Source organism: Embleya sp. NPDC020630 (assembly GCF_044334985.1).
GTDB lineage: Bacteria > Actinomycetota > Actinomycetes > Streptomycetales > Streptomycetaceae > Embleya.
This window is the reverse complement of the sequence record NZ_JBIRUB010000009.1, coordinates 281,498-301,206: the sequence shown is the minus strand read 5'-3', so window position 1 is coordinate 301,206 and position 19,709 is coordinate 281,498. Positions and strand designations below refer to the sequence as shown.

Here is a 19,709-nt window from a genome sequence, read left to right as displayed (position 1 = left end):
GCGCCGGCGACCGCGTGTCTCACTCGGCGAGTTCCGCGCGCAGTGCGCCGACCGAGGCCGGGTCCCAGCCGGGGCGCGGTGCGGAGCCGACCAGCAGCCGAGTGTAGGCGTGTTGCGGGTCGGTCAGGATGTCGGAGGTGCGGCCCTGTTCGACCGCCACACCGCGATAGAGCACCAGCAGGTCGTCGGTGACCTGCTGCACCACGGCGAGGTCGTGGCTGACGAACACCAGCGCGACGTTCGTCTCCGTGCGCAACTCGGTGAGCAGGTGCAGGATCTGCGCCTGGATCGACACATCCAGCGCGGAAACCGCCTCGTCGAGCACCAGGACGCGCGGGCGGGCCGCCAATGCCCGGGCGATGGACAGCCGTTGCCGCTGTCCGCCGCTGAGCCGATGCGGACGCGCGTCGGCCTCGCGCGTGCCCAGCCCGACCTGGTCGAGCAGTTCGCGCACCCGCTTGTCGCGGTCCGCCTCGCCGTGCAGCCGCAGTACGCCCGCCACGCACTGCGCGGCGGTGAGCCGGGGGTCGAGCGACACGTACGGGTCCTGGAAGACCATCTGGATCTCCCGGGCCCGACGCAGCCGCTCCGCAGCGCCCCGTACGCGTGGCGCGCGCTCATGTCCGTCCACCGCGATGGTGCCCGCGTCCGGGCGGACCAGGCCCACCAGCATGCGCGCGATCGTGGTCTTGCCCGAGCCGGACTCGCCGACCAGGCCGAGCGAGCCGCCCGGCGGCACGGTGAAGGAGATGTCGTCGGCCGCGACCGTCCGGCCGCCGCGTCGGCCCGGCAGCGCGAACTCGCGGCACAGGCCGTGTACTTCCAAAGCCGGCGTGGTCATGCGCGCACCATCTCCACGGGGTGGTCCAGGTCGGTGCGGCGGCACATCACGCTGCCGCCGCCGTCGAGTTCGCGGGCGACCGGCCGCCAGGTCTCGCACGCGCCCTGTGCCGCCGGGCAGCGCGCGACGAACGGGCAGCCGGGGAAGGCGTCGTCCAGCGACGGCGGCCGGCCGGGGATCGGCCGGATCGGGCGCGGATCGCCCAACTCCGGTGTGCAGGCGAGGAGTCCGGCCGTGTACGGGTGGCGAGGATCCGCGAACAGCTGCTCGGCCGTGCGCTCCTCCACGACCCGTCCGGCGTACATCACGTACACCCGGTCGCAGTAGGCCGCGGCCAGGTGCAGGTCGTGCGTGATGAACAGCAGGCCCAGGCCGCGCCGGGCGCGGTGTTCGCGCAGGATGGCCAGGATCTCGGCCTGGGTCGTCACGTCCAGCGCGCTGGTCGCCTCGTCCGCGAGCAGCAGTTCGGGGTCGCCCGCGAGCGCCGCCGCGATCACCACCCGCTGGAGCATCCCGCCGGACAACTCGTGCGGGAACTGCCGCAACCGCTCGGCCGGTCGCACGATGCCCACCGCTTCGAGCAGCCGCAGCGCCTCGGCGTACGCCTGCGCCTTCGGCCGGCCCAGGGTGTGGATCAGCCGCTCGGTCAGGAAGTCGCCGATCCGGCGCACCGGATTGAGCGAGGAGCGGGGATCCTGGTGCACCATCGCCACCCGGCGGGCCCGCAGTTCGCGCAGGTCGCCGGTGTTCAGGGTGAGTACGTCGCACCCGGCCACGCCCACCCGGCCGCGGATCCGCGCGTCGCGCGGCAACATCCGCAACACGGCCTTGGCGGCGGTGGACTTGCCCGAGCCGGACTCGCCGACCAGGCCCACCACTTCGCCGCGACCCACCCGCAGACGCACCGCGTCGAGCACCGGGCGGCGCGCGCCGACGCCGGGCAGTTCGACCGTCAGGTCCTCGATGTCCAGCAGGCGATCGTGGTGCCGGTTCTCGACGACCGCGTTCGTCTTGTCGACCATCGTCATCGTTCCCTCACCCCCAGGCGGTCGGAGATCCGCACGCCGACGACATTGAAGGCCACCACGACCAGGGCGATCGCGGCGCCGGGTACCAGGGCCGGCCACAGCGCGCCCTGGACCAGCGCGGCCTGCCCCTCCTTGACCATCAGCCCCCATTCCGAACTGGGCGGCTGGGCACCGAAACCCAGGTAGCTGAGCGTGGCCATGCCCATCAACACCTGGCCGAACATCAGCACCAGGTAGCCGATCAGCGACGGCGCCAGGTTGGGCACGAGCCGCCGGGCGCAGATCGCGAATCCGCCCATACCCTGCACCCGGTAGGCGTCGATGTAGGGCTTGGCCCGCTCCGCGAGCGCGATGCTGCGGGTGTACTTGGCCACCACCGGCGAGTAGGCCAGCGCGAGCGCGATCACCGCCGTGGTCAGCCCGTCGCCGAACACCGACACGATCAGGATGACGAACAACAGCCCGGGGAAAGCGAACATCACGTCCGTGACGCGCGAGACGAACGCGTCCACCCAACCGCCGTGCCAGGCGGCCAGCGTTCCCAGCGCGATGCCGATCACCGACGCGAGCGCGAGCAGCGCCAGCGGCGCCACCAGGCTCGGGCCGGCCCCGTGCAGCACCCGCGAGAGCAGGTCGCGCCCAGACTGGTCGGTGCCCAGCACGTGCGCGCCGTCGGGCAGCGCGAGTGAGGCGTTCAGGTCGATCGCGTCGGGTTCGTACGGCGCCACCAGCGGCGCCAGGATCGCCAACGCCGCGGTCAGCAGCAGGAATCCGGCCGCGATCCGGAACGGGATCGGCCAGGTCCGCTTGGGCTTGGCCGGCTCGGGGGATGCCGTGGCGACCGACGGCACGGCGGCTTGGAGGAGGGTCATGCGGCGCTTCCTTCGAGGCGCACCCGCGGGTCGATCAGCGGGTGGACGAGGTCGACGAGCGTGGTGACGAGCATGTACGCGAGCACCATGAGCAGCAGCACGGCCTGGGTCACCGGGAAGTCGTGCGTATTGATCGCCTGGACGAGGAGCGAGCCCATGCCGCTGATCCCGAACGCGGTCTCCACGACCACGGTGCCCGCGAACAGGCTCGCGGTGATCAGGCCGCACATGGTCACCACCGGCGCGAGCGCGTTGCGCAGCACGTGTCGGCGGATCACCTTGAACTCGGACAGTCCCGCCGCGCGGGCCACGGCGACGTGGTCCTGGGCGTACTGCTCCAGCATGCTCTGCCGGGTCACCCGGCTGACCACGGCCAGTTCGCCCAGGGCCAGGGAGAGCGCGGGCAGGGTCAGATGGTAGAGGCGGTCGCCGAAGCCCTCGCCGGCGCCGGTGACCGGGAACCAGCCCAACTGCACGCCCAGGAAGGCGACCAGGGCCAGCGCCTTGACGAACTTGGGAATCGACGCGAGCAGCGTGGTGACCGCGACGACGATCGCGTCGACCCGCCCGCCGCGCACCGCGGACACCACGCCGAGGGCGACGCCGGCCACCACGAACAGCACGGCGGAGTAGGAGACGAGGAACAGCGTGGTGGGCACGCGCGAGGACACCAGGTCCGCGACCTGGTCGTGGTACTGCATCGAGCGGCCGAGGTCGCCGTGCAGGACGCCGCCGATCCAGTCCCCGTACTGCACCCACAGCGGGTCGTCGAGGTGGTAGGCGGCTCGGACGGCGGCCAGCTTCTCCGGCGTCGCGTCCTCCTGGCCGCCGACCAGGAACGCGGCCGGGTCGCCGGGGGCGGCGTAGATAGCGCCGAAGATCACGAAGGACGCGGCGAGCAGGGTGACGAGCAGCCCAAGGGTGATGCGCAGGGCGCGGGCGGGCATGGGAGACACCTCCGGGGGCGGGGGAACGGGCCGGGGCGCGCCGGTGGGGCCGGCGCGGGACGTCAGCCCTTGGCGCCGAGGTCGGCCAGCCACGGGTAGGCGACGTTGGACATCGACGCGGGGGCGCCGGTCAGCTTGGTGCTGGTGACCAGCACGTTCGGCACCTGGACCAGCGGCAGCCACACCGCGTCGGCGGTGAACCGGCGCTCGGCCTCGACCAGCAGCCTGGCCCGGGCGGCGTCGTCGGTGGTGCGCAGCGCCTCGTTGACGACCTTGTCGTACTCGGGCGAACTGAAGCCGACCCAGTTGTTGTTCGATCCGGTGAGCGCGTTGTCGTAGAAACCGGCCGGGTCGGCCTTGGAGATGTACCAGTCGTCGGCGAACATGTCGACGCTCTTGCGCAGCGCCTGGTCGGTGTACAGGGAGGTGAAGTCGGCGCCGGACATGGTCTTGATCTGGGCCTTGAGGCCGATCCGGTGGGCCGCGTCCACCACCGCGTTGGCGATCAGGTTGCGGGTGGGCGTGCCGTCGTTGGCGATCACGAGGGTGGGGACGGCGGGGCCCACTTCGGTGACCAGCTTCTTCGCCGCGTCCAGGTCGGCGGCGGCGGGCTGCGCCGGGGCGCCCTGGAGGGCGTCGTAGCCGGCCTGGAAGGTGGCCTTCTCGTAGCCCCACGCGCCCGGTCCCAGGGGCGTCTTCCAGGGGGTGGCGAGTCCGGCGAAGGCCGCCTTGGCGATGCCCTGGCGATCCAGCGCGAGCGAGAGCGCGCGCCGCACGCGCGGGTCCTTCATGCCGCCGCGCTCGGTGGGGATGAGCGTCCAGGCGCGGGAGGAGGAGCCGTAGGAGACGGTGAGCGCGCCGTTGCCGGCCAGGGGCGGGACGGCGCTCATCGTGGTGAGGTAGGTACCGTCGGCGGCGCCGGTGGTCATGCTGTTGACCATGGCGTTCTCGTCGGCCCAGCCGAAGGTGGCCGAACGCACCAGCGGCTTGCGGGACTTGTCCCAGTAGGCGTCGTAGCGCTCCAAGGTGATCCGGCTGCCGGCCTTCCATTCCTTGAGGGTGTACGGACCCGTGCAGGCGTCGGTGCGGCCCGGGGTGCCGTAGTCCTTGCCCGCCGGCTCGGCCTGTTCGCGGTCGAGCACGACGCCCGCGTTGCCCGCGAGGGCCTTGGTGAACAGCGCGTCGGGTTCCTTCAGGCGTACGGTGACCTCGGCGTCGCCGGTGCGTTCGATGGAGCTCACCCGCTCGAACTCGTCCGACTCGTTCCTGCCATCGGCGGCGTGCCGTTGCAGGCTCCACACCACGTCGTCGGCGGTCATCGGCGAACCGTCGTGGAAGGTGACGCCGGCGCGCAGCTTGAGGACGAGCGTGGTGGGGTCGGTGTAGGTGGCCGAGTCGGCCAGGTGCGGGCGCGAGCTCAGGTCGGGTTGGGTCTGGAACAGACGTTCGCAGACGTTCGCGAGCAGCGCGTTCGAGTCGCTGTCCGAACGCACGTCCAGATCCAGCGACTTGGGTTCCTTGGCGAGCAGCCATCTGACGCTGTCCACGGGGCCGGTGCCCTTGGCGGTGGTGTCGGTCAGCGCGAGGTCGGCGGGTTTGCCGGGGGTGCCCGCGGGGTGGTTGCCGCCGGCGGTCTTGTTGGAGCAGGCGGTGCTCAGGCCGAGCAGGGCCGCGAGGCCGAGGGCGGCGAGGGTGCGGGTGCGGGACATGCGACTCTCCGGGGGATGCGGGCGTGCGGGGACGCAGGGTGCGGGAACGCGGGGAGCGGTGCCGGGAGCGGCGGGTTCAGGCGCCGCCGGGGCCGTCGTGCAGGTTCCAGGGCAGGAGTTCGTACTCGTGATCGCACGGGGTGCCGGCGGTGACGCGGTATTCGCCCGTGGTCAGGTCGACGCAACTGGACAGGAGCGTCGCCCACTGTCGGACCGCCGGTCGGGCCGGATCCGGGTGGGTGCACAACGATTCGGGGTAGCCGAGGTGGTCGGACATCGCGGCGTGGATCAGCTTGCGGGTCTCGGCCGGGTCCCCCGCGCCCCGGCAGCGCCGCAGGCCGGCCTCGGCGCGCGGCACCCGGAGCAGCGAATCCGGCGCCGAGGGGCGGTAGTTCGCGGCCAGCTGGGTGGGCATGAAGGCCTGGTAGTGATTGCCGTGCACGAGCAGGCCGTCGTCGGGATACATCCAGCCGTTGGCGCCGGGGGTGGTCTCGACGTCGATCGCGAAGCCCGCGCGGTGGGTGAGCAGGGCGTTGCTGGCGATGTGTGCGCGGGTGCGGAAGAGCACGTCCAGTGCCTCGGCCGGGTTGGCGCAGTCGAGTACGCGGCGCCGGATCAGCGTCTGCGGGATGCCGATGGCGTGGTCGAAGCGTCCGCCGAGACCGTTGGCGTTGAGGGCGAGGCCGGCCGAGTTGGCGCCCTGCCGGCCGACCTGGCCCGCCTCGACCTGCATCACCACGGTGGGCTTGCCGGGCTGGACCACGCGCACGACCATGACCGTCTCGCGCACGCCGTGGCGCCAGTCCCAGTTCTGGCCGGCGTACACGTGGCCGTCGCCGGAGGCCGGTTCGAGCAGGGCGAAGGAGGTGCAGCCGTCGGGGGTCTCCGCGGCCTGGGCAGCCGGGGCTCCCATCGCGGCGAAGGTGTCGTCGTAGATGATCTCGCCGCGGGCGTTGAGGGCGAGGATGTCGAGCAGGTCGAGGCCGGCGCCCTCGGCGATCCCGGTCATCTCCTCGACCAGGTCGGGGGCGAAGGCGCGGGACGGGGCGAGCCAGTGTTCGGCGCGGGCGGTGACCTGACTCCAGGTCAGGCCGCCGGCGGCGCCGAATGCCTCGGCGTAGTAGTCGACAGCGGTATGGATGAGCGCGCTCGCCCCTTCGCCGTACTGGCGGCCCCGGCTCCGGGGCTCGCCGCCGATCTCGATGGTCGGAAGGGACACGCCACTCACGTCGTCTCCTGGGGTGCTGGGGTATGGGGGTCCGCCGTGCGGGGTGTCGCGGGGGTCGCGGCGACACTTGTCGTCCCGGGTCGGTTCGATCCGAGCCGCTCTGCCGTAACAGTCATTACGAGATCGCGGTAATATGTATTGCTTGTTTCATGAGGAGAGTAATGGTTGATACCGGGGAGTCAAGAGGCGTGAGCGAACAACCGCAGGAGAATCCGGCGCTGGCCCGAGTCCGGGCGGCGATCCGTGAGCAGTGGGCCGACCTGTCGCCGGCCGAGCGGAACGTGGCCAGATACCTGACCAACTGCTCCCCCGAGCAGGTACTCTTCGCCAGCGCCGCGGACCTGGGCGCGAGCATCGGCGTCAGCAACGCCACCGTGGTGCGCACCCTGCAACGCCTGGGCCTGGGCGGCCTGTCCGCGCTCAAGCGCGACATCGCCGCCGACTTCGTCACGGACGTGGCCCCCGAGGTGCGCGTCCGGCAGCGGATCACCCAGGTCGGCCAGGACCTCGACGGCATCCGCGCCAGGGTCTACGACGAGGCGATCGAACGGCTGGAACACGGCCGGGCCAACCTGGACGCGACCGCCTTCCGCCGGGCCACCCAACTGCTGGCCGACGCAGGCGAGGTGCTGGCGTACGGCGTCGGCGCCTCGGAACTGGCCGGCCGCCACCTCGCGCTCAAGCTCAACCGCATGGGCCGGCGAGCCCGCTTCGTGGGCACCACGGGCTTCGCGCTGGCCGACGAACTGCTCACGCTGCGTCGCCAGGACGTGGTGGTGATGTTCGTTCCGGGCCGATTCCTGCACGACATGGAGGTACTGCTGGACCGCGCCCGCGTACTCGGCGCCGGCATCGTGGTGGTCACCGACGAACTGGTGGAACGCCTGGCCGACACGGCGGACGCGGTCCTGTACGCCCCCCACACCCCGACCGGCATCACCACCGAATCCCTGGCCGCACTCGTCCTCGGCGACGCACTCCTACTGGCCGTCGCCTCCCTCGACGAAACCCGCTCCGTCGAACACTCCCACCAACTCACATCCCTCAGAGCCCAACTCCTCGACCCCAGAGAAGCCCGCCCCAAACGCTGAAACCGAAGCAGGGGGTGGTCACGAGCCCCGGCCGCCCACCTCGACCACGCCGCTCGCAGCCTCCGCTCAGGGGGCGGGTGGCGCGGGTCGGTCGTGGGTCGGTGGGTGTTTGGGGGCGGGGACCCGGACTTCGGTGCGGAATTGGAGGCAGTCGGCTGCCGGGTTGTCCCGGGTGCATTCGAGCATGTACCCGAGGTAGCCGCGGGCCGTGTCGAGTTGGTCTATTTGCGCCTCGATGGCGGTGATCCTCGAGGCGACGGTGTCGCGCCAGTTGTGTGTCGCGGTGCGGCCGGCCAGGACGGCGGCTATCTCGTCGAGCGACATCAGGCCGGTGTCGCGCCACAGGCGGATCAGCGCGATTCGGTACAGGTGTTCCGCGTCGTAGTAGCGCCGGCCCCCGCGGCGGTGCGGGGTGATCAGCCCTCGGCGCTCCCAGTAGTGCAGCGTCGAGATCGGCAGGTCGAAGCGGTCCGCGACGTCGCCGACCGCGACCAGGGTGTCCGTCATCGCCTCAGTTGACCTCAACCCGGGTTGAGAAGGCAAGGTCGATCCCACTCGACCCGGCCCCGGGCGCGGATGTCCGCGCCGGCCGCGAGTCGGTCTGCCACGCGCACCTCGGGAGGGCCGATGAGAACCGTCCGCGACACGAGTACGCCGCCGACCCCGATCGGCGAGCGGGCGATCCGGCGCCGGGAGCGGGTGGTGCTCGTGCTTGCCTGCGTGGTCTCGTTCGTGGTGGTCCTGGACGCGACGATCGTGTCCGTGGCGCTGCCGGACATCCGGGTCGACCTCGGCTACTCCCCTGCGGCGCTGCCCTGGGTGGTCAACGCCTACACGCTCGCGTTCGCCGGGTTCCTCCTGCTCGGCGGGCGCTGCTGCGACGTGTACGGGCCGCGCCGGAGCCTCGCCGTCGGGATGGCCCTCTTCACGGCGGCCGGGCTCGTCTGCGGACTGGCCACGTCGCCGGCGGTGTTGTCGGCGGCCCGGGCGGCTCAGGGCCTGGGGGCGGCATTGTCGATGCCCGCCACGCTGTCCGTGCTCACCGCCACGTTTGCGGAAGGGCCGCGTCGGGCCCGGGTGTTGGGCACCTGGAGCGCGGTCGGCGGGATCGCCGCGACGGCGGGGCCCGTGCTCGGCGGGGTGCTGACCCAGTGGCTCGGGTGGCGCTGGGTGTTCCTGGTGAACGTCCCGTTGGGGATCGGCGCCGTGGCCGTCGGCCTCGCCGTACTCGCGCCGCACCGACGCGGATCGGGCGGGCCCGGTCGGCTCGACGTCGTCGGCGCGCTCCTGGCCACGTCGGGTCTGGTGGCCGTGGTGTTCGCCGTGATGCGTTCCGAGGCGGTGGGATGGGCGAGTTCGTCGGTGTGGGCCGTGCTGACGGTCGGCGTGTTGTTGCTCGGCCTCTTCCCCGTACATCAGGCCCGGTGGGCCGCCGATCCGCTGCTGCCGCCGGGGTTGTTCCGATTGCGGTCGGTGCGCGGTGCCAACGTGGTGATGTTCCTGGTGGCGCTGGGTTTCGTCGCGACGCTGATCATCCTGTCGTTCCACATGCAGTACGTCCGCGGTTACACACCGCTGCGCGCCGGATGCGGATTCCTGCCGATCGGCCTCGGCATGATGGTCGGGGCACGAACCGCCGGGTCACTGAGCCTTCGGCTGGGCCCGCGCCGCGCCGTCTTCGCGTACTGCGCCCTGGGCGCGGTGGGGCTCACCGCGCTCGCGGCGTCCGCGACCGCCGCCGCGCACGGCTCCTATTGGTGGGCCGTCGCCGTCCCGGGCGCGCTGTTCGGGCTCGGAACCGCGGCCGCCTTCACGCCGATCACGCTGGCCGCCACCGCGGGTGTACCGCCCGCCCGAGGCGGTGTGGCGGCCGGGCTGCTCAACACCGTCCGCCAGGTCGGCGGCGCCGTCGGCCTGGCGGTCCTGAGCACGATCGCCTCCGCCGTGACGGGCCCGCACGGCGACGAGGACCGAACCCCCACCCCGCACGCCCTCGCCGACGGCTACGCGGCGGCCCTGGCGGTGGCGGCCGGCTGCGTAGCCGTCGCATCGGTGATGGCCCTCGTCGCGATGCCACGAACTACCCGACCGCCGACGGACCATGCGCCGACCTCGGGCGCCTGAAGCCCGCCCCGCCACCACTCGCCTCGTCAGCCGCCCCCGGGAGGCTCGACGGCGCCGGCGGGCGCGGTCGCGTGTGGGTCGGGGGCCTGTTGCCGGCGCGTGGGGGCCTCGGTGGGCGTGGTCGCCGTCAGCCACAGGCCCGTGAACACGGCGCCGATCAGGGTGATCACGCCGGCCGCCAGGAACGCGCTGTTCAGGCCCGCCTCGAACGAGGCACCGTCGGACTGCCGCGTGCGCACGACGGCCCCGAGTACGGCCACGCCCAACACGGCGCCGATCTGGCGTGTGGTGCTGCTGATGCCCGCGGCAAGCCCTCCCTCCTGCGGGTCGACCGCCTGGATGGCGGCGCCGGTGAGCGGGGACATGGTCAGGGCGAAGCCGATACCGACGATCGCCAGTCGCCACCACACGTTCCCGTAGCCGGTGTGGGCGTGCACGAAGCCCAGTGCCAGCAGCCCGAGTCCGGCCAGTGTCAGCCCTGCGGTCACCACGACGCGGAAGCCGTATCGGGCGGCGAGCCTGCCCGCGAACGGGCTGACGATCACCATCGCGAGCGTGGTCGGCAACGTCTGCAGGCCGGCGCGCACCAGCGAACTGCCCTGGACGTACACGAAGAACTGGGAAAAGAAGAACGTCGAGCCCATGAGCGCGAAGCCCACCACGACCATGGCGGTGTTGGACACCGTGAACAGTCGCCGGCGGAACAACCGCGGCGGCAGCACGGGGTTGGCGCGGCGCCCCTCGACGACGACGAAGGCGGCGAGGACCACGACCGCGGCGGCGAAACCGCCCAGGATCGCCGGCGAGGTCCAGCCGCGGCTGCCGCCCTCGATCAGCGCATAGGTCAGCGCCCCCACGCCGAGGACGGACAACACCGTCCCGGGGACGTCGATCGCGGGCGCGTTCGGATTACGGGATTCGTCCAGGAGGCGCAGCCCGGCCGCCAGGAGCAGCACGCCGATGGGCACATTGATCAGGAAGATGGCGGGCCACCCGAAGGCATCGGCCAACAGGCCACCGGCCGGCGGGCCGGCGGCCAGGCCGATGCCGCTGAATCCGGCCCACAGTCCGATCGCCTTCACTCGTTCCTGCGGAACGGGATGGGCGGCGACGAGCAGGGCCAGCGACGCCGGGCTCAGCGCGGCGGCGCCGACACCCTGGAGCACCCGTCCGGCGAGCAACCATCCGACCGAGGGCGCCATGGCGCACATCAACGACGCGAGGGTGAACACCGCCACGCCGGACAGGAACACCCGTTTTCGGCCGAAGCGGTCGGCGAACACGCCGCCGGACAGCAGCAACATGGCCACCAGCAGCACATAGGCGTCGACGATCCATTGCAGGCCGGTCAGTTCGGTATGCAAACGCTCCTGCATGTCGGGCAGCGCCGCGCCGACGATCGTGTTGTCGAGCAGCACCATGAACTGGCCCGCGCAGGTCGAAGCGAGCAACGCCGTCCGGCTCGATCGACCGCCTGCGGCCACAGGCAATGCAGCCATGCTCGTCCCCCTCCTTCGCCCGGTACGACCGGGCATGACCGACTTGCCCGCACAAAGCAGCCCGGCAAGTCCTACAAACGCAGGTGCCTACTGCGTTAGAGAGGACTGTAGGTCGCATCCCCCCACTAAGGCAAGCAGCAGCTGCGTTAAGGTGAGCGGATGGACGAGTCACGGATCGACGAGCCGCGGATGGATGAACCACAACGAGCCCGGCGGCCCGGCGGGCGCAGCGCCCGCGTGCGCGCGGCGGTACATCAGGCCGTCGCGGACCTGGTCGGCGAACGCGGCTACAGCGGCTTCACCGTCGGCGAGGTCGCGGCCCGCGCGGGTGTGGCCGACACGAGCATCTACCGCAGGTGGGGCAGCCTGGAGAACCTGCTCGCCGACGTGACGAACTCCCGCCTGACCGCACGGTCGCCGATGCCCGACACCGGAAGCCTGTCCGGCGACCTCCACACCTACGCGGCCAACGTGGCCCGCGAAATCACCGGCCCCCACGGCCCGGCGGTGTTGCGCCTGACCATCGCGCTGTCCGACATGGACGAACAGGGCCTGCGGGCGCGCGACGACTTCCTCGCCGAACGCTCCCGGCAACTGCAGTCGATGCTCGACCGCGCCGCCGAGCGCGGGGAAGACCCACCCGACGCGCTCGACGTACTCGACCACGTCATGGCCCCGATGTACATCCGGGTCCTGTTCGGGATCGGCGCACTCACTCCGGAGTACATCGACGGGCTGGTCGACCGACTGTTGTCGTGACCCCCCGCCGGCCGGGCAACCCCGCAATCGACCGGGTCACGAATCGACCCACCCCGCCTCGCCCACACTTCGCCGCACCTCCTGGTCGGACCGGAATCGGCCGGGCGTACACCCGATCAGGCCCTTGAAGGTGCGGACGAAGTGGGGCTGATCGTGGTAGCCGGTCTCCGTGGCCGCCTCCGTCCACGACAGCCCCGCGTGATGCCGTCGCAACGCCGCGCGCAGGCGCAGGACTTGGGCCATGGTCTTGGGCGACGTGCCGATCTGCTCGCGGAAGCGCCGCTCCAGGCGCCGGACGCTCCAGCCGGCCGCGTCGGCCAGCTCGTCCACTCGCGCGCGTCCGTCCACTCGCACCAACTCCCGCCAGGCGTCCACGACTTCGGGACAACAAAGCGGGCCGTCCCGGAGCCGGGCGGCAAGCAGGTCCTCGACCAAACCGAAACGGCCCGACCAGTCCGGGCATTCGGCCAGGCGTTCGTCGAAGTGCCGCTCTCGCGTGCCGAGCAGGTGCACCGGGTCCAGCGGGCGGTCAACCCATTCGGCCATCGGGAGGCCGCAGATCCGGTAGGCCGCGAGCGGCGTCAGCAGCACGGTGACGCCCGCCAGAACACCGGTGTGCTCGCCGATCACGGTCTTCGTACAACCCCCGGTGACCATCGAGGTTCCGGACACGGCACGCCTCGGGTCGATCGCGTCGACCACCCGCACCGGTTCGCCGAACCCGATCATCACCCTGACGACCCCGTCCGGCACGACCAACCGGTGTCTGGTGCCACGGGCTCGGAGGCGGAATCCACGCAGGCCCAACACCTGTCCGCGCAATGCCGGACCCGCCCTTCGGGCCACGAACTCCCCTGCCTCCACACCGTTTGCCGCAGGACTCACCTGGGCGCGGACGGCACTCGTCGCGCTCCCACCACCGCGCGCTTCGGGGCGCCTGTCCCCCGACGGTCGACCGGCTTCTCGCATATCGACGCACAGTAGCGTGTCGGTGACGGCGCCGACGAGCCCGGAATCGGACCGTTCGGCTGCCGGAACGCGCCGCAGCCGCCACCGTGACGTATTCGTGCAATACACGCGCCCTCGGACCCGCCAATCTGGGACTCGGGCACGGCGATCCCGCACCGCCGGCTCCTCGGTCGCGAATCGGCCGCGGGGCGGGCTGCGGACGGACGAGGAAGTACCGATATCGCCGCTTCGACCGACGGCTGCCCGTCGACGGGGGGCGGGCAGCACCGGGGGGAGGGCACTGCCCGCGCCCCTGTCGCCGATCCGGCCTCCCCGGCGAGCGGACCGGCGCTCGCGACCGGTCATGAACACCAAGACGCCCTCGGACGCGCCCGGGTCCTCGACCCGCGGCAGACACGATCGCCACCTCGTGTGATGCCGCGCCCGATCCGCGGGGCCGCCGCCCGGGCCGAGGCACCACCCATGCCTCGGCCCGGAGCCGTGCTTGCCCTCATGCCCGGGAGGGAGGCACCGGGCAGCGAAGCCCATCCGGGCCCGGTGGGAACCACCGCGAACCCGTCGCGACGGAGCAGCGGGTCGGGGTCGGGCAACGCTCGACGCGCGGGCCGGCAGGGCGTACCCGGCGCGGCCTCGCTCGTCCGCGCCGAGATCAACGGCGAAGCGCGGAGCCGGGTCGTCGCGACCGGGATCGTGCGCGGCCTCGGTATGCTTCCGGGCCGCGCATCCGCGAACCCGCCACCGGGCGTCAAGGCACCGTGACACCGCGCCCGACTCCTCCGAGCCGCCCGCGAGGCGTACGCCCTGGACGGCCCCGGCGTGTCCTCCGGCGCGATCGCCCGCCGAGCGGGCGTGGGCGCCGCCACCCTCTGAGAGCTCAGCGCCGCGTTCCTGGCCGAGTTCCCCGACGCGCCCGACGTCCGGCGCGAACGTGTCCGCGCCGGTCGGCGTCGTCCGGGTCGCGGTCGTCGGGTCGCAGTGGCAGAACGCCGTGGGACGGCAAGGCCCCACGGCGCGAGACCTAACCGCAGTTCATCGTCACGCTCGCGTAGAACACGTGGCCTCGGTACGGGTCGTCGAAGACCTCAAAGACCTGTGGCGCGTCGGCCGGTTCGCAGGAGTAGCGGCCGTCCGCGCGCGCCGAGCCCTGGGCGTCCTCGATCGCGGCGCGAACCGCGATGTCGGCGGTCGGGCCCATGCCCGCGCCGCAGTACGGTGCCGTCCCGCTCGCCATCGCCGGCGCGGCGGCGCACAGCAGGGCGGCGGCCAACCCGGCCACGAACAGTGCGCCCCGGGTCGGCCTCGTGGAAGTTGTCGCCATCGTCGATCCCCTCCTGATTCCGGCAGGGCCCCGACGGTGGGCCGGGCCCTGGAGTCTTTGTCACCTACACGAACGGCCGGTGGCACGGGTTCACCGGGCCGACGTTCACCCGTCCGCGTCCGCCCACCGGCCCAGGAGCGTCGCCGGGTCGTCGCCGCCGGGCGGTGGGATGTACCGCGCGCCCGGGGCGGCGTGTGCGGGCGGGGTGTAGGAGCCACGATCGATCAGGTGGCGGATGGTGGCGCGATGGATCTCGTCGATGTCGGCATGGCCCGTCGGATCGTGGTCGAGCCACAGATTGGCCGGGTGTACGGGGTGGTCGTACATCCGGCGGAAGAGTTCGGTGCGCAGGTCCTTCAGCCAGTTGGAGTTGAGGTTCATCGTCCGGAATCGGCGCAGCGCCTCGATGTCCACGATGCCGGCGACGAAGCTGTTCGCGCCGGAGACGGTGTGTGCGATCACGGCGCCGAGGTGGTCGACGATGTGCGAGTGCCCACCGGCGATGTCGTACGGGTGCCGGGCATCGGGAGTCACGTACACCGGGCCGACGTTCGGGCAGACCATGTACAGGGAGTTGAAGTGCGCGTGGGCCCGGTTCTGCAGGAGCCACGTGCCGCCGGGGTCGGGGCCGGCCTGGGTCATCGGCACCGCTTCGCTGGGGCGGTACACCACCTCGGCGCCGTTCAGCGCCAACGCCCTTACCGCCTCCGGGTATTCGCCGTCGCTGCAGCAGATCGTGCCGATGTTGCCGATGTCCGGGGTGCGCAGGACCGGATAGAAGGCGTCGATCCCGTCGCCGAACACCTCGACCCAGCGGTCGTAGACGTCGTGCGGCGTGCACGAGCGCTCGCGGCACCAGACGTGGTTCTTGGCGGCGCGGTGCACGATCTCGCCGTCGGGGGAGATCACGAACAGCACGTTGAAGTAGCGGTCGGGCACGATCTCGGGCCAGCGGGCCTTGCACTGGACGACGAGGTAGGTGCCGTAGTGGCGGGCGAGGGCGGCGAGGCGGTCGGTCTCGGGGCCGGGGATGTCGATGAACAGGTCCCGGGCGGCCCAGACGTGCGGGAGGTCGAAGATCTCGTCGGTGAAGCCGGTGAGCGCGCCCTCGGCGAGCGCGATCAGCTTGACCGGCATGTTGATCCCGATGGTCGAGACCGCGGCGTGGATGGCGTCCTCGATGGTGTCGAGGTTGCGGGTGATGTGCCGGCGGGCGCCGATGCCGTGCACGATCGTCGACAGTCCGACGGCCATGTACGGCGCGATCGGTTCGGGACCGCTCATGCGCCGCACCAGTCGATCGCCGCGAGCGCGTAGGTACGGGCCGCGCAGATGATCTCGTCGACCGCACAACGTTCGTCGTAGGCGTGCGCCATGGCCAGTTCACCCGGCCCCAGGCCCACGGTCGCAATCCCCGCACGGCAGAGCCAGGTGGCGTCGGTCGCGGAGGGGAACGCCTCGATGCCGGGCCGGGCCGCGTATCGACTGTCGTGCCCGGCCCGCTCGCGCGCGCCGGCCACGACGTTGCACAGCGGATGGGTGGGGTCCACGCGCGAGCCGGGATAGCACAGTTGCCAGGTGACCACGGGCAGGTGGTCGCGCAGCCACGGATCGGTGGCGGCGACGTGCGCGATGTGGCTCTCGATCTCCGCCCGAATCGTGTCCTGTTCCTCGGCCGGCGGGTGGAACACCGCGTAGATCATGCTCATTTGGTCCGGGATGAACGCGCCGCTGCTGGAGTGCCGGGCACCGCCGTCGAGGGCGCCGGGGGCGATGGTGAACTGTCCGGGTTCGAAGAGCGGGTCGAACTTGGTGATGGCCCAGTCGTGTTCGAGGCGTCGCAGGGCCTCGTGGATCACCAGTCCCCGGTCGATGGCGCTGACCGCGATCGGCTCCCGCGTGCCCTGCCCGCGCAACATGCGCCCGCGCATCGACGAGTGCGCGCTCTTGCCGACCACGTCGACCCGCATCACCAGCACGCCGGGGGTCGCGGCCATCACGGTCAACGGACGGGCCGCGCCGGTGGGTTCGGCCACGATAGCGCCGTCGGCGGTGTAGCCGCGCGCGAGCACCGCCGAGGTGCCCATGTGGTGTTCGAGGTTCTCCTCGCCGACCACGGCCTGGAGGATCAGGTCGCCGCGCAGCCGCACCCCGGCCTCGCGCAGCGCGCGGGCCGCGAACGCCTGCGCGACCAGGCCGCTCTTCATGTCCGCCGAGCCGCGGCCGTGGATCCAACCGTCCTCGATCGCCCCGTCGAACGGGTCGCCGGAGCGCCACGCGGCGGGGTCGCCGGGCGGGACGACGTCGACGTGGCCGTTGAAGATCAACGAACGGCCGCCCCCGGTACCGCGGATCACCCCGACCGCGTTGTCCCGCCCGGGGTCGACCGCGAACACGTCGACCTCGGCGCCGGCGTCGGCGTACACGCCCGCCAGCAGGCGGGAGACCGCGCCTTCGGCGCCCACCACGTCGGCGTAGTCCTCGCCGGGGAAGGTCGGCGTGACGCTCGGGATGCGGATGGCCTCGGCGACGGTGGCCAGCAACTCGTCGCGCAGGCTGTCGATTCGGGTGAGCACCTGCTCACGTGCGGTCATCGGCCGTTCTCCGTTTCGGGTTCGTCGCCGGCGTCCGCGAGGTCGCCGCTGTCGTGCACGGTGCGTCCGCCGAGGAGGGTGCGCAGCACCCGGGTGCCCGCGAGGTCGTCGATGTCGCAGCGCGAGGGATCGCGGTCGACGATCGCGATGTCCGCGTGGTGACCGGGTACCAGGGCTCCGATGTCCGGCCAGTCCAGCACTCGGGCGGCGCCGGTGGTCCACATCTCCAGTGCCTGGGCGCGAGTGAGGACCTGGTCGGGACCGGCGTTGCGGTGCCCCGAACCGGCGAACTCGTGCGTCTGGGCGAGTTTGATCTGCTCCCACGGGTTCTTCGGTCCCCAGTCGGTGCCGCCGCCGAGGTCCAGGCCCGCGTCGAGCAGTCGGCGCAGGGGAACGAGATCGCGCCACACGTGCTCGCCCATGCGCTCCCCGTACATCCGGCCCTTGCCCCACGCGAAGCCGACCGACGTGGTGACCTGGAATCCGAGCGCGCGGTAGCGGCGGACCTGGTCGGGGGTGATGGTGATCGCGTGTTGCAGGATCCAGCGCCGATCGCGGAAGTTGTGCTCGAGGACCACCCGTTCGGCGATCGCGAGGAAGTCGTCGTGCTCGCGGTAGGCGCCCATGCACATGTTCGCGCGGATGCCGCGCTCGGCGCAGAACCGGACGAACAGTTCCTCCTTCTCCAGGGACAGGAACCGAACTCCCCGGGTGGGCCGCCCGAACGGGTCGCGGTAGGGCTCGTGTGTCGCGAAGTAGCCGGAGAAGCACGGGCCGCCCGGGCTCATGGTGATGCCGTCGACGCGCAACAACTCGTCGTCCCGCTCGGAGGGTTGCGCGGTCAGCCGCTCCAGGCGGGCCCCGAAGTCGGCGGTGGTCAGCGGCTCGAACGGGCTGAAGATGACCGATTCGATGTCCGGCGCGGTCAGCACGCGGAAGGTGAGCAACCCCTGGGCGCGCAAGTGCCGGTAGACGTCTATGTGTTCGGGTTCCATCGCGTGGCCCTCGTACACCGTGGTCACCCCGCGCGCGGTGAAGCGGGCCATCTCGTCGAGGGTGCCCTGTACGGCGCGGGCGGGGTCGAGCGGGGGCAGTTTGCTCAGGATCTGGGACCAGAAGGGGTCGTACGTGTAGTAGTTGGTGACCGGTCCGCGCAGGATTCCGGTGAGTGCGCCGTTGTCGTCCTTGTCGATCTCGACGTCGCAGACGCGGTCGGGGATGAAGGCGCTCAGCCCCACGGCGCGCAGTCCCGCGCTGTTGAACGCCACCACGTTCGGCATGCGCGGCGCCCAGGCCTGGATCAGCACGGGATGGTCGGCGGTCGCCGCGTCCAGGGTGTGCCGGTCGGGCAGGCGCCGTTCGGCGAGGTCGGCCGACGAGCGCCGGACGAAGTAGTGCGGTTCCCCGACCGGCGTACACATGATCCACTCACCCGGGGGCGTGTGTGCCGCGTGCGCGCGGATCCGGGCCACGATGTCGGCATGGTCGACGGCGTCGGTCAGGTCGACCAGGCCCGCCGCCAGGCCACCGAAGTGCAGTACGTGCGGGTGGGTGTCGATCAGACCGGGCAGCACGGTCGCCCCCGCGACGTCGATCGTCCGGGCACCCGGTCCCGCGAGGCTCGCCATGTCGCGGGCGCCCCCGGTGGCGAGCACCCGCCCCGCCTCCACGACCAGCGCCTCGGCGTCCGGCGCGGACCGATCGAGAGTCAGTACGTTGCCACCGGTGATGAGTGTCCTGGCCATCCGCTGCCTCCGCTCCGACCGGCGGGTCCGGTCATCGGGTGAAGGTAGGCGCGGACGCGGTGGGGCACATCGATCCAACGGTTGACACCCGACCTTGACCCCCGGCTTCGGGCGCGGTTAGGTTCCTCCTGCCTCCCTTCGACCTCCTCGCGTCGATCTCCTCCGGTCGGCCGCCTCGGTCGACCTCTCCTCGACCCTTCCTTCGGACGAAGCGGGCGGCCCCGATGCACCCCATGCACCCCATGCACCCCAGCGGCAAAAGATCCACCGTCGGCCCGCGAAGCGTCGCGGAGTTCAAGGCCCAGACGATGGACTTCCTGGCCGAGTCGGTATCGGCGACCGGGATGGTCTTCTATTCCGTCGACACGGATCTGAACGCGGTCGGCCACGTCTTCCGGGCCATCCCGCCGGTGCGCAACGTCGGCTACCTGAGCCATTTCCATCTGCTCGATCCGTTCCACCCGAGGCGGTTCGCCGCGTCGGACACCCCGCTGGCGACGCTGTTCGACCTGGGGGAACGGTTCGACGCGTCGGACTACTACCGGCACTTCATGCGTCCACTCGGGATCCGCTACGAGGCCGAGTTGTACCTGCGCCACGAGGGTCGGCTCGTGGGGGGTGTGTCGCTGTTGCGGGACACGCGCGAGGGCGATTTCACCGCGCGCGAGCTGCGGTTTCTGCGCAAGGCGCACCCGTACGTCGAGTACACGTTCGCGGCGTGGCAGCAGCCGGTGGTGGACCCGACCCCCGAGGCGGCCTGGGAACTGACCGCGCGCGAGGCCGAGGTCGTCGCCCTGCTGCTCGACGGCGCCACGAACGCGGAGATCGGCCGCGTGTTGTCGATCGGCGTGCCAACGGTCAAGAGTCACCTTCAGCACATCTTCGACAAGACCGGGCTGCGCTCCCGGGGCCGGCTCCTGGCTCACATGTTGCGGGACCGGCCGGCGGATCGGGCGGCGCGCTGACGGCGGGCCCGGGCCCGATG

17 protein-coding genes are annotated in these 19,709 nt (G+C 71.7%); 4 read left to right on the top strand and 13 right to left on the bottom strand.

Features of this window, described 5'->3' with window-relative positions; all coding sequences use genetic code 11:
* Positions 1-19: 19 nt before the first annotated feature.
* The 6 genes from ACH4XV_RS29300 to ACH4XV_RS29275 all read right to left on the bottom strand — a co-directional run bounded on the left by ACH4XV_RS29300 (position 20) and on the right by ACH4XV_RS29275 (position 6,625).
* Positions 20-841: an ABC transporter ATP-binding protein gene (locus ACH4XV_RS29300; RefSeq protein WP_395794908.1), complete on the bottom strand. Its 822-nt coding sequence runs from the start codon at positions 839-841 to the stop codon at positions 20-22.
* Complete coding sequence (locus ACH4XV_RS29295; RefSeq protein ID WP_395794906.1) at positions 838-1,863, bottom strand: ABC transporter ATP-binding protein; 1,026 nt, start codon at positions 1,861-1,863, stop codon at positions 838-840. The genes ACH4XV_RS29300 and ACH4XV_RS29295 overlap by 4 nt, the downstream gene beginning before the upstream one ends.
* Before the next feature lie 2 nt (positions 1,864-1,865).
* Positions 1,866-2,741, bottom strand: coding sequence for an ABC transporter permease (locus ACH4XV_RS29290; RefSeq protein ID WP_395794904.1), 876 nt, complete (start codon positions 2,739-2,741; stop codon positions 1,866-1,868).
* Positions 2,738-3,688: an ABC transporter permease gene (locus ACH4XV_RS29285; RefSeq protein ID WP_395794902.1), complete on the bottom strand. Its 951-nt coding sequence runs from the start codon at positions 3,686-3,688 to the stop codon at positions 2,738-2,740. Before ACH4XV_RS29285 ends, ACH4XV_RS29290 begins: the two co-directional genes overlap by 4 nt.
* Positions 3,689-3,750: 62 nt before the next feature.
* Positions 3,751-5,397, bottom strand: a complete 1,647-nt coding sequence (locus ACH4XV_RS29280; protein WP_395794900.1) for an ABC transporter substrate-binding protein — start codon at positions 5,395-5,397, stop codon at positions 3,751-3,753.
* A gap of 76 nt (positions 5,398-5,473) precedes the next feature.
* Entirely contained in the window at positions 5,474-6,625 is a 1,152-nt protein-coding gene (locus ACH4XV_RS29275; protein WP_395794898.1) for a C45 family autoproteolytic acyltransferase/hydolase, read from the bottom strand.
* A gap of 188 nt (positions 6,626-6,813) precedes the next feature.
* Here ACH4XV_RS29275 and ACH4XV_RS29270 point away from each other — a divergent pair, with 188 nt between their 5' ends.
* Complete coding sequence (locus ACH4XV_RS29270) at positions 6,814-7,716, top strand: MurR/RpiR family transcriptional regulator (protein ID WP_380006152.1); 903 nt, start codon at positions 6,814-6,816, stop codon at positions 7,714-7,716.
* 66 nt (positions 7,717-7,782) lie between these two features.
* On the opposite strand, the gene ACH4XV_RS29265 is transcribed toward ACH4XV_RS29270, so the two are convergent.
* Positions 7,783-8,223 (bottom strand): MerR family transcriptional regulator, encoded by a 441-nt coding sequence (locus tag ACH4XV_RS29265; protein ID WP_395794896.1) that lies wholly within the window; start codon positions 8,221-8,223, stop codon positions 7,783-7,785.
* 120 nt (positions 8,224-8,343) lie between these two features.
* Here ACH4XV_RS29265 and ACH4XV_RS29260 point away from each other — a divergent pair, with 120 nt between their 5' ends.
* Positions 8,344-9,840 carry an MFS transporter gene (locus tag ACH4XV_RS29260; protein WP_395794894.1) on the top strand — a complete coding sequence of 499 codons (1,497 nt, stop codon included), beginning with the start codon at positions 8,344-8,346 and terminating at the stop codon, positions 9,838-9,840.
* 26 nt (positions 9,841-9,866) lie between these two features.
* On the opposite strand, the gene ACH4XV_RS29255 is transcribed toward ACH4XV_RS29260, so the two are convergent.
* Complete coding sequence (locus ACH4XV_RS29255) at positions 9,867-11,339, bottom strand: MFS transporter (protein ID WP_395794892.1); 1,473 nt, start codon at positions 11,337-11,339, stop codon at positions 9,867-9,869.
* Between the two features lie 189 nt (positions 11,340-11,528).
* On the opposite strand from ACH4XV_RS29255, the gene ACH4XV_RS29250 reads away from it, so the two are divergent.
* A complete protein-coding gene (locus tag ACH4XV_RS29250; RefSeq protein ID WP_395795075.1) occupies positions 11,529-12,098 on the top strand; it encodes a TetR/AcrR family transcriptional regulator in 570 nt (189 codons plus the stop codon).
* 36 nt (positions 12,099-12,134) lie between these two features.
* On the opposite strand, the gene ACH4XV_RS29245 is transcribed toward ACH4XV_RS29250, so the two are convergent.
* The 5 genes from ACH4XV_RS29245 to ACH4XV_RS29225 all read right to left on the bottom strand — a co-directional run bounded on the left by ACH4XV_RS29245 (position 12,135) and on the right by ACH4XV_RS29225 (position 18,724).
* Positions 12,135-12,851 (bottom strand): helix-turn-helix domain-containing protein, encoded by a 717-nt coding sequence (locus ACH4XV_RS29245; RefSeq protein WP_395794890.1) that lies wholly within the window; start codon positions 12,849-12,851, stop codon positions 12,135-12,137.
* A 1,234-nt stretch (positions 12,852-14,085) separates the two neighbouring features.
* The gene (locus ACH4XV_RS29240; RefSeq protein ID WP_395794888.1) at positions 14,086-14,385 is read right to left on the bottom strand and encodes a hypothetical protein; all 300 of its coding nucleotides are present in this window, start codon (positions 14,383-14,385) and stop codon (positions 14,086-14,088) included.
* A gap of 105 nt (positions 14,386-14,490) precedes the next feature.
* Positions 14,491-15,669, bottom strand: coding sequence for a nitrilase-related carbon-nitrogen hydrolase (locus tag ACH4XV_RS29235; RefSeq protein WP_395794886.1), 1,179 nt, complete (start codon positions 15,667-15,669; stop codon positions 14,491-14,493).
* A complete protein-coding gene (locus tag ACH4XV_RS29230) occupies positions 15,666-16,979 on the bottom strand; it encodes an ArgE/DapE family deacylase (RefSeq protein ID WP_395794884.1) in 1,314 nt (437 codons plus the stop codon). Before ACH4XV_RS29230 ends, ACH4XV_RS29235 begins: the two co-directional genes overlap by 4 nt.
* Entirely contained in the window at positions 16,976-18,724 is a 1,749-nt protein-coding gene (locus ACH4XV_RS29225; protein ID WP_395794882.1) for an amidohydrolase, read from the bottom strand. The genes ACH4XV_RS29230 and ACH4XV_RS29225 overlap by 4 nt, the downstream gene beginning before the upstream one ends.
* A 233-nt stretch (positions 18,725-18,957) precedes the next feature.
* Here ACH4XV_RS29225 and ACH4XV_RS29220 point away from each other — a divergent pair, with 233 nt between their 5' ends.
* Positions 18,958-19,689, top strand: coding sequence for a response regulator transcription factor (locus ACH4XV_RS29220; protein WP_395794880.1), 732 nt, complete (start codon positions 18,958-18,960; stop codon positions 19,687-19,689).
* The last annotated feature ends 20 nt before the right edge of the window (positions 19,690-19,709 follow it).

What these genes read in the sequence shown, in the direction of transcription:
- ACH4XV_RS29220 (WP_395794880.1), top strand. Translation starts at nt 18,958, where the DNA reads ATGCACCCCATGCACCCCAGCGGCAAAAGATCCACCGTCGGCCCGCGA.
- ACH4XV_RS29235 (WP_395794886.1), bottom strand. Translation starts at nt 15,669, where the DNA reads ATGAGCGGTCCCGAACCGATCGCGCCGTACATGGCCGTCGGACTGTCG.
- ACH4XV_RS29225 (WP_395794882.1), bottom strand. Translation starts at nt 18,724, where the DNA reads ATGGCCAGGACACTCATCACCGGTGGCAACGTACTGACTCTCGATCGG.
- ACH4XV_RS29260 (WP_395794894.1), top strand. Translation starts at nt 8,344, where the DNA reads ATGAGAACCGTCCGCGACACGAGTACGCCGCCGACCCCGATCGGCGAG.
- ACH4XV_RS29240 (WP_395794888.1), bottom strand. Translation starts at nt 14,385, where the DNA reads ATGGCGACAACTTCCACGAGGCCGACCCGGGGCGCACTGTTCGTGGCC.
- ACH4XV_RS29295 (WP_395794906.1), bottom strand. Translation starts at nt 1,863, where the DNA reads ATGGTCGACAAGACGAACGCGGTCGTCGAGAACCGGCACCACGATCGC.
- ACH4XV_RS29300 (WP_395794908.1), bottom strand. Translation starts at nt 841, where the DNA reads ATGACCACGCCGGCTTTGGAAGTACACGGCCTGTGCCGCGAGTTCGCG.
- ACH4XV_RS29285 (WP_395794902.1), bottom strand. Translation starts at nt 3,688, where the DNA reads ATGCCCGCCCGCGCCCTGCGCATCACCCTTGGGCTGCTCGTCACCCTG.
- ACH4XV_RS29255 (WP_395794892.1), bottom strand. Translation starts at nt 11,339, where the DNA reads ATGGCTGCATTGCCTGTGGCCGCAGGCGGTCGATCGAGCCGGACGGCG.
- ACH4XV_RS29290 (WP_395794904.1), bottom strand. Translation starts at nt 2,741, where the DNA reads ATGACCCTCCTCCAAGCCGCCGTGCCGTCGGTCGCCACGGCATCCCCC.
- ACH4XV_RS29265 (WP_395794896.1), bottom strand. Translation starts at nt 8,223, where the DNA reads ATGACGGACACCCTGGTCGCGGTCGGCGACGTCGCGGACCGCTTCGAC.
- ACH4XV_RS29250 (WP_395795075.1), top strand. Translation starts at nt 11,529, where the DNA reads ATGGATGAACCACAACGAGCCCGGCGGCCCGGCGGGCGCAGCGCCCGC.
- ACH4XV_RS29280 (WP_395794900.1), bottom strand. Translation starts at nt 5,397, where the DNA reads ATGTCCCGCACCCGCACCCTCGCCGCCCTCGGCCTCGCGGCCCTGCTC.
- ACH4XV_RS29230 (WP_395794884.1), bottom strand. Translation starts at nt 16,979, where the DNA reads ATGACCGCACGTGAGCAGGTGCTCACCCGAATCGACAGCCTGCGCGAC.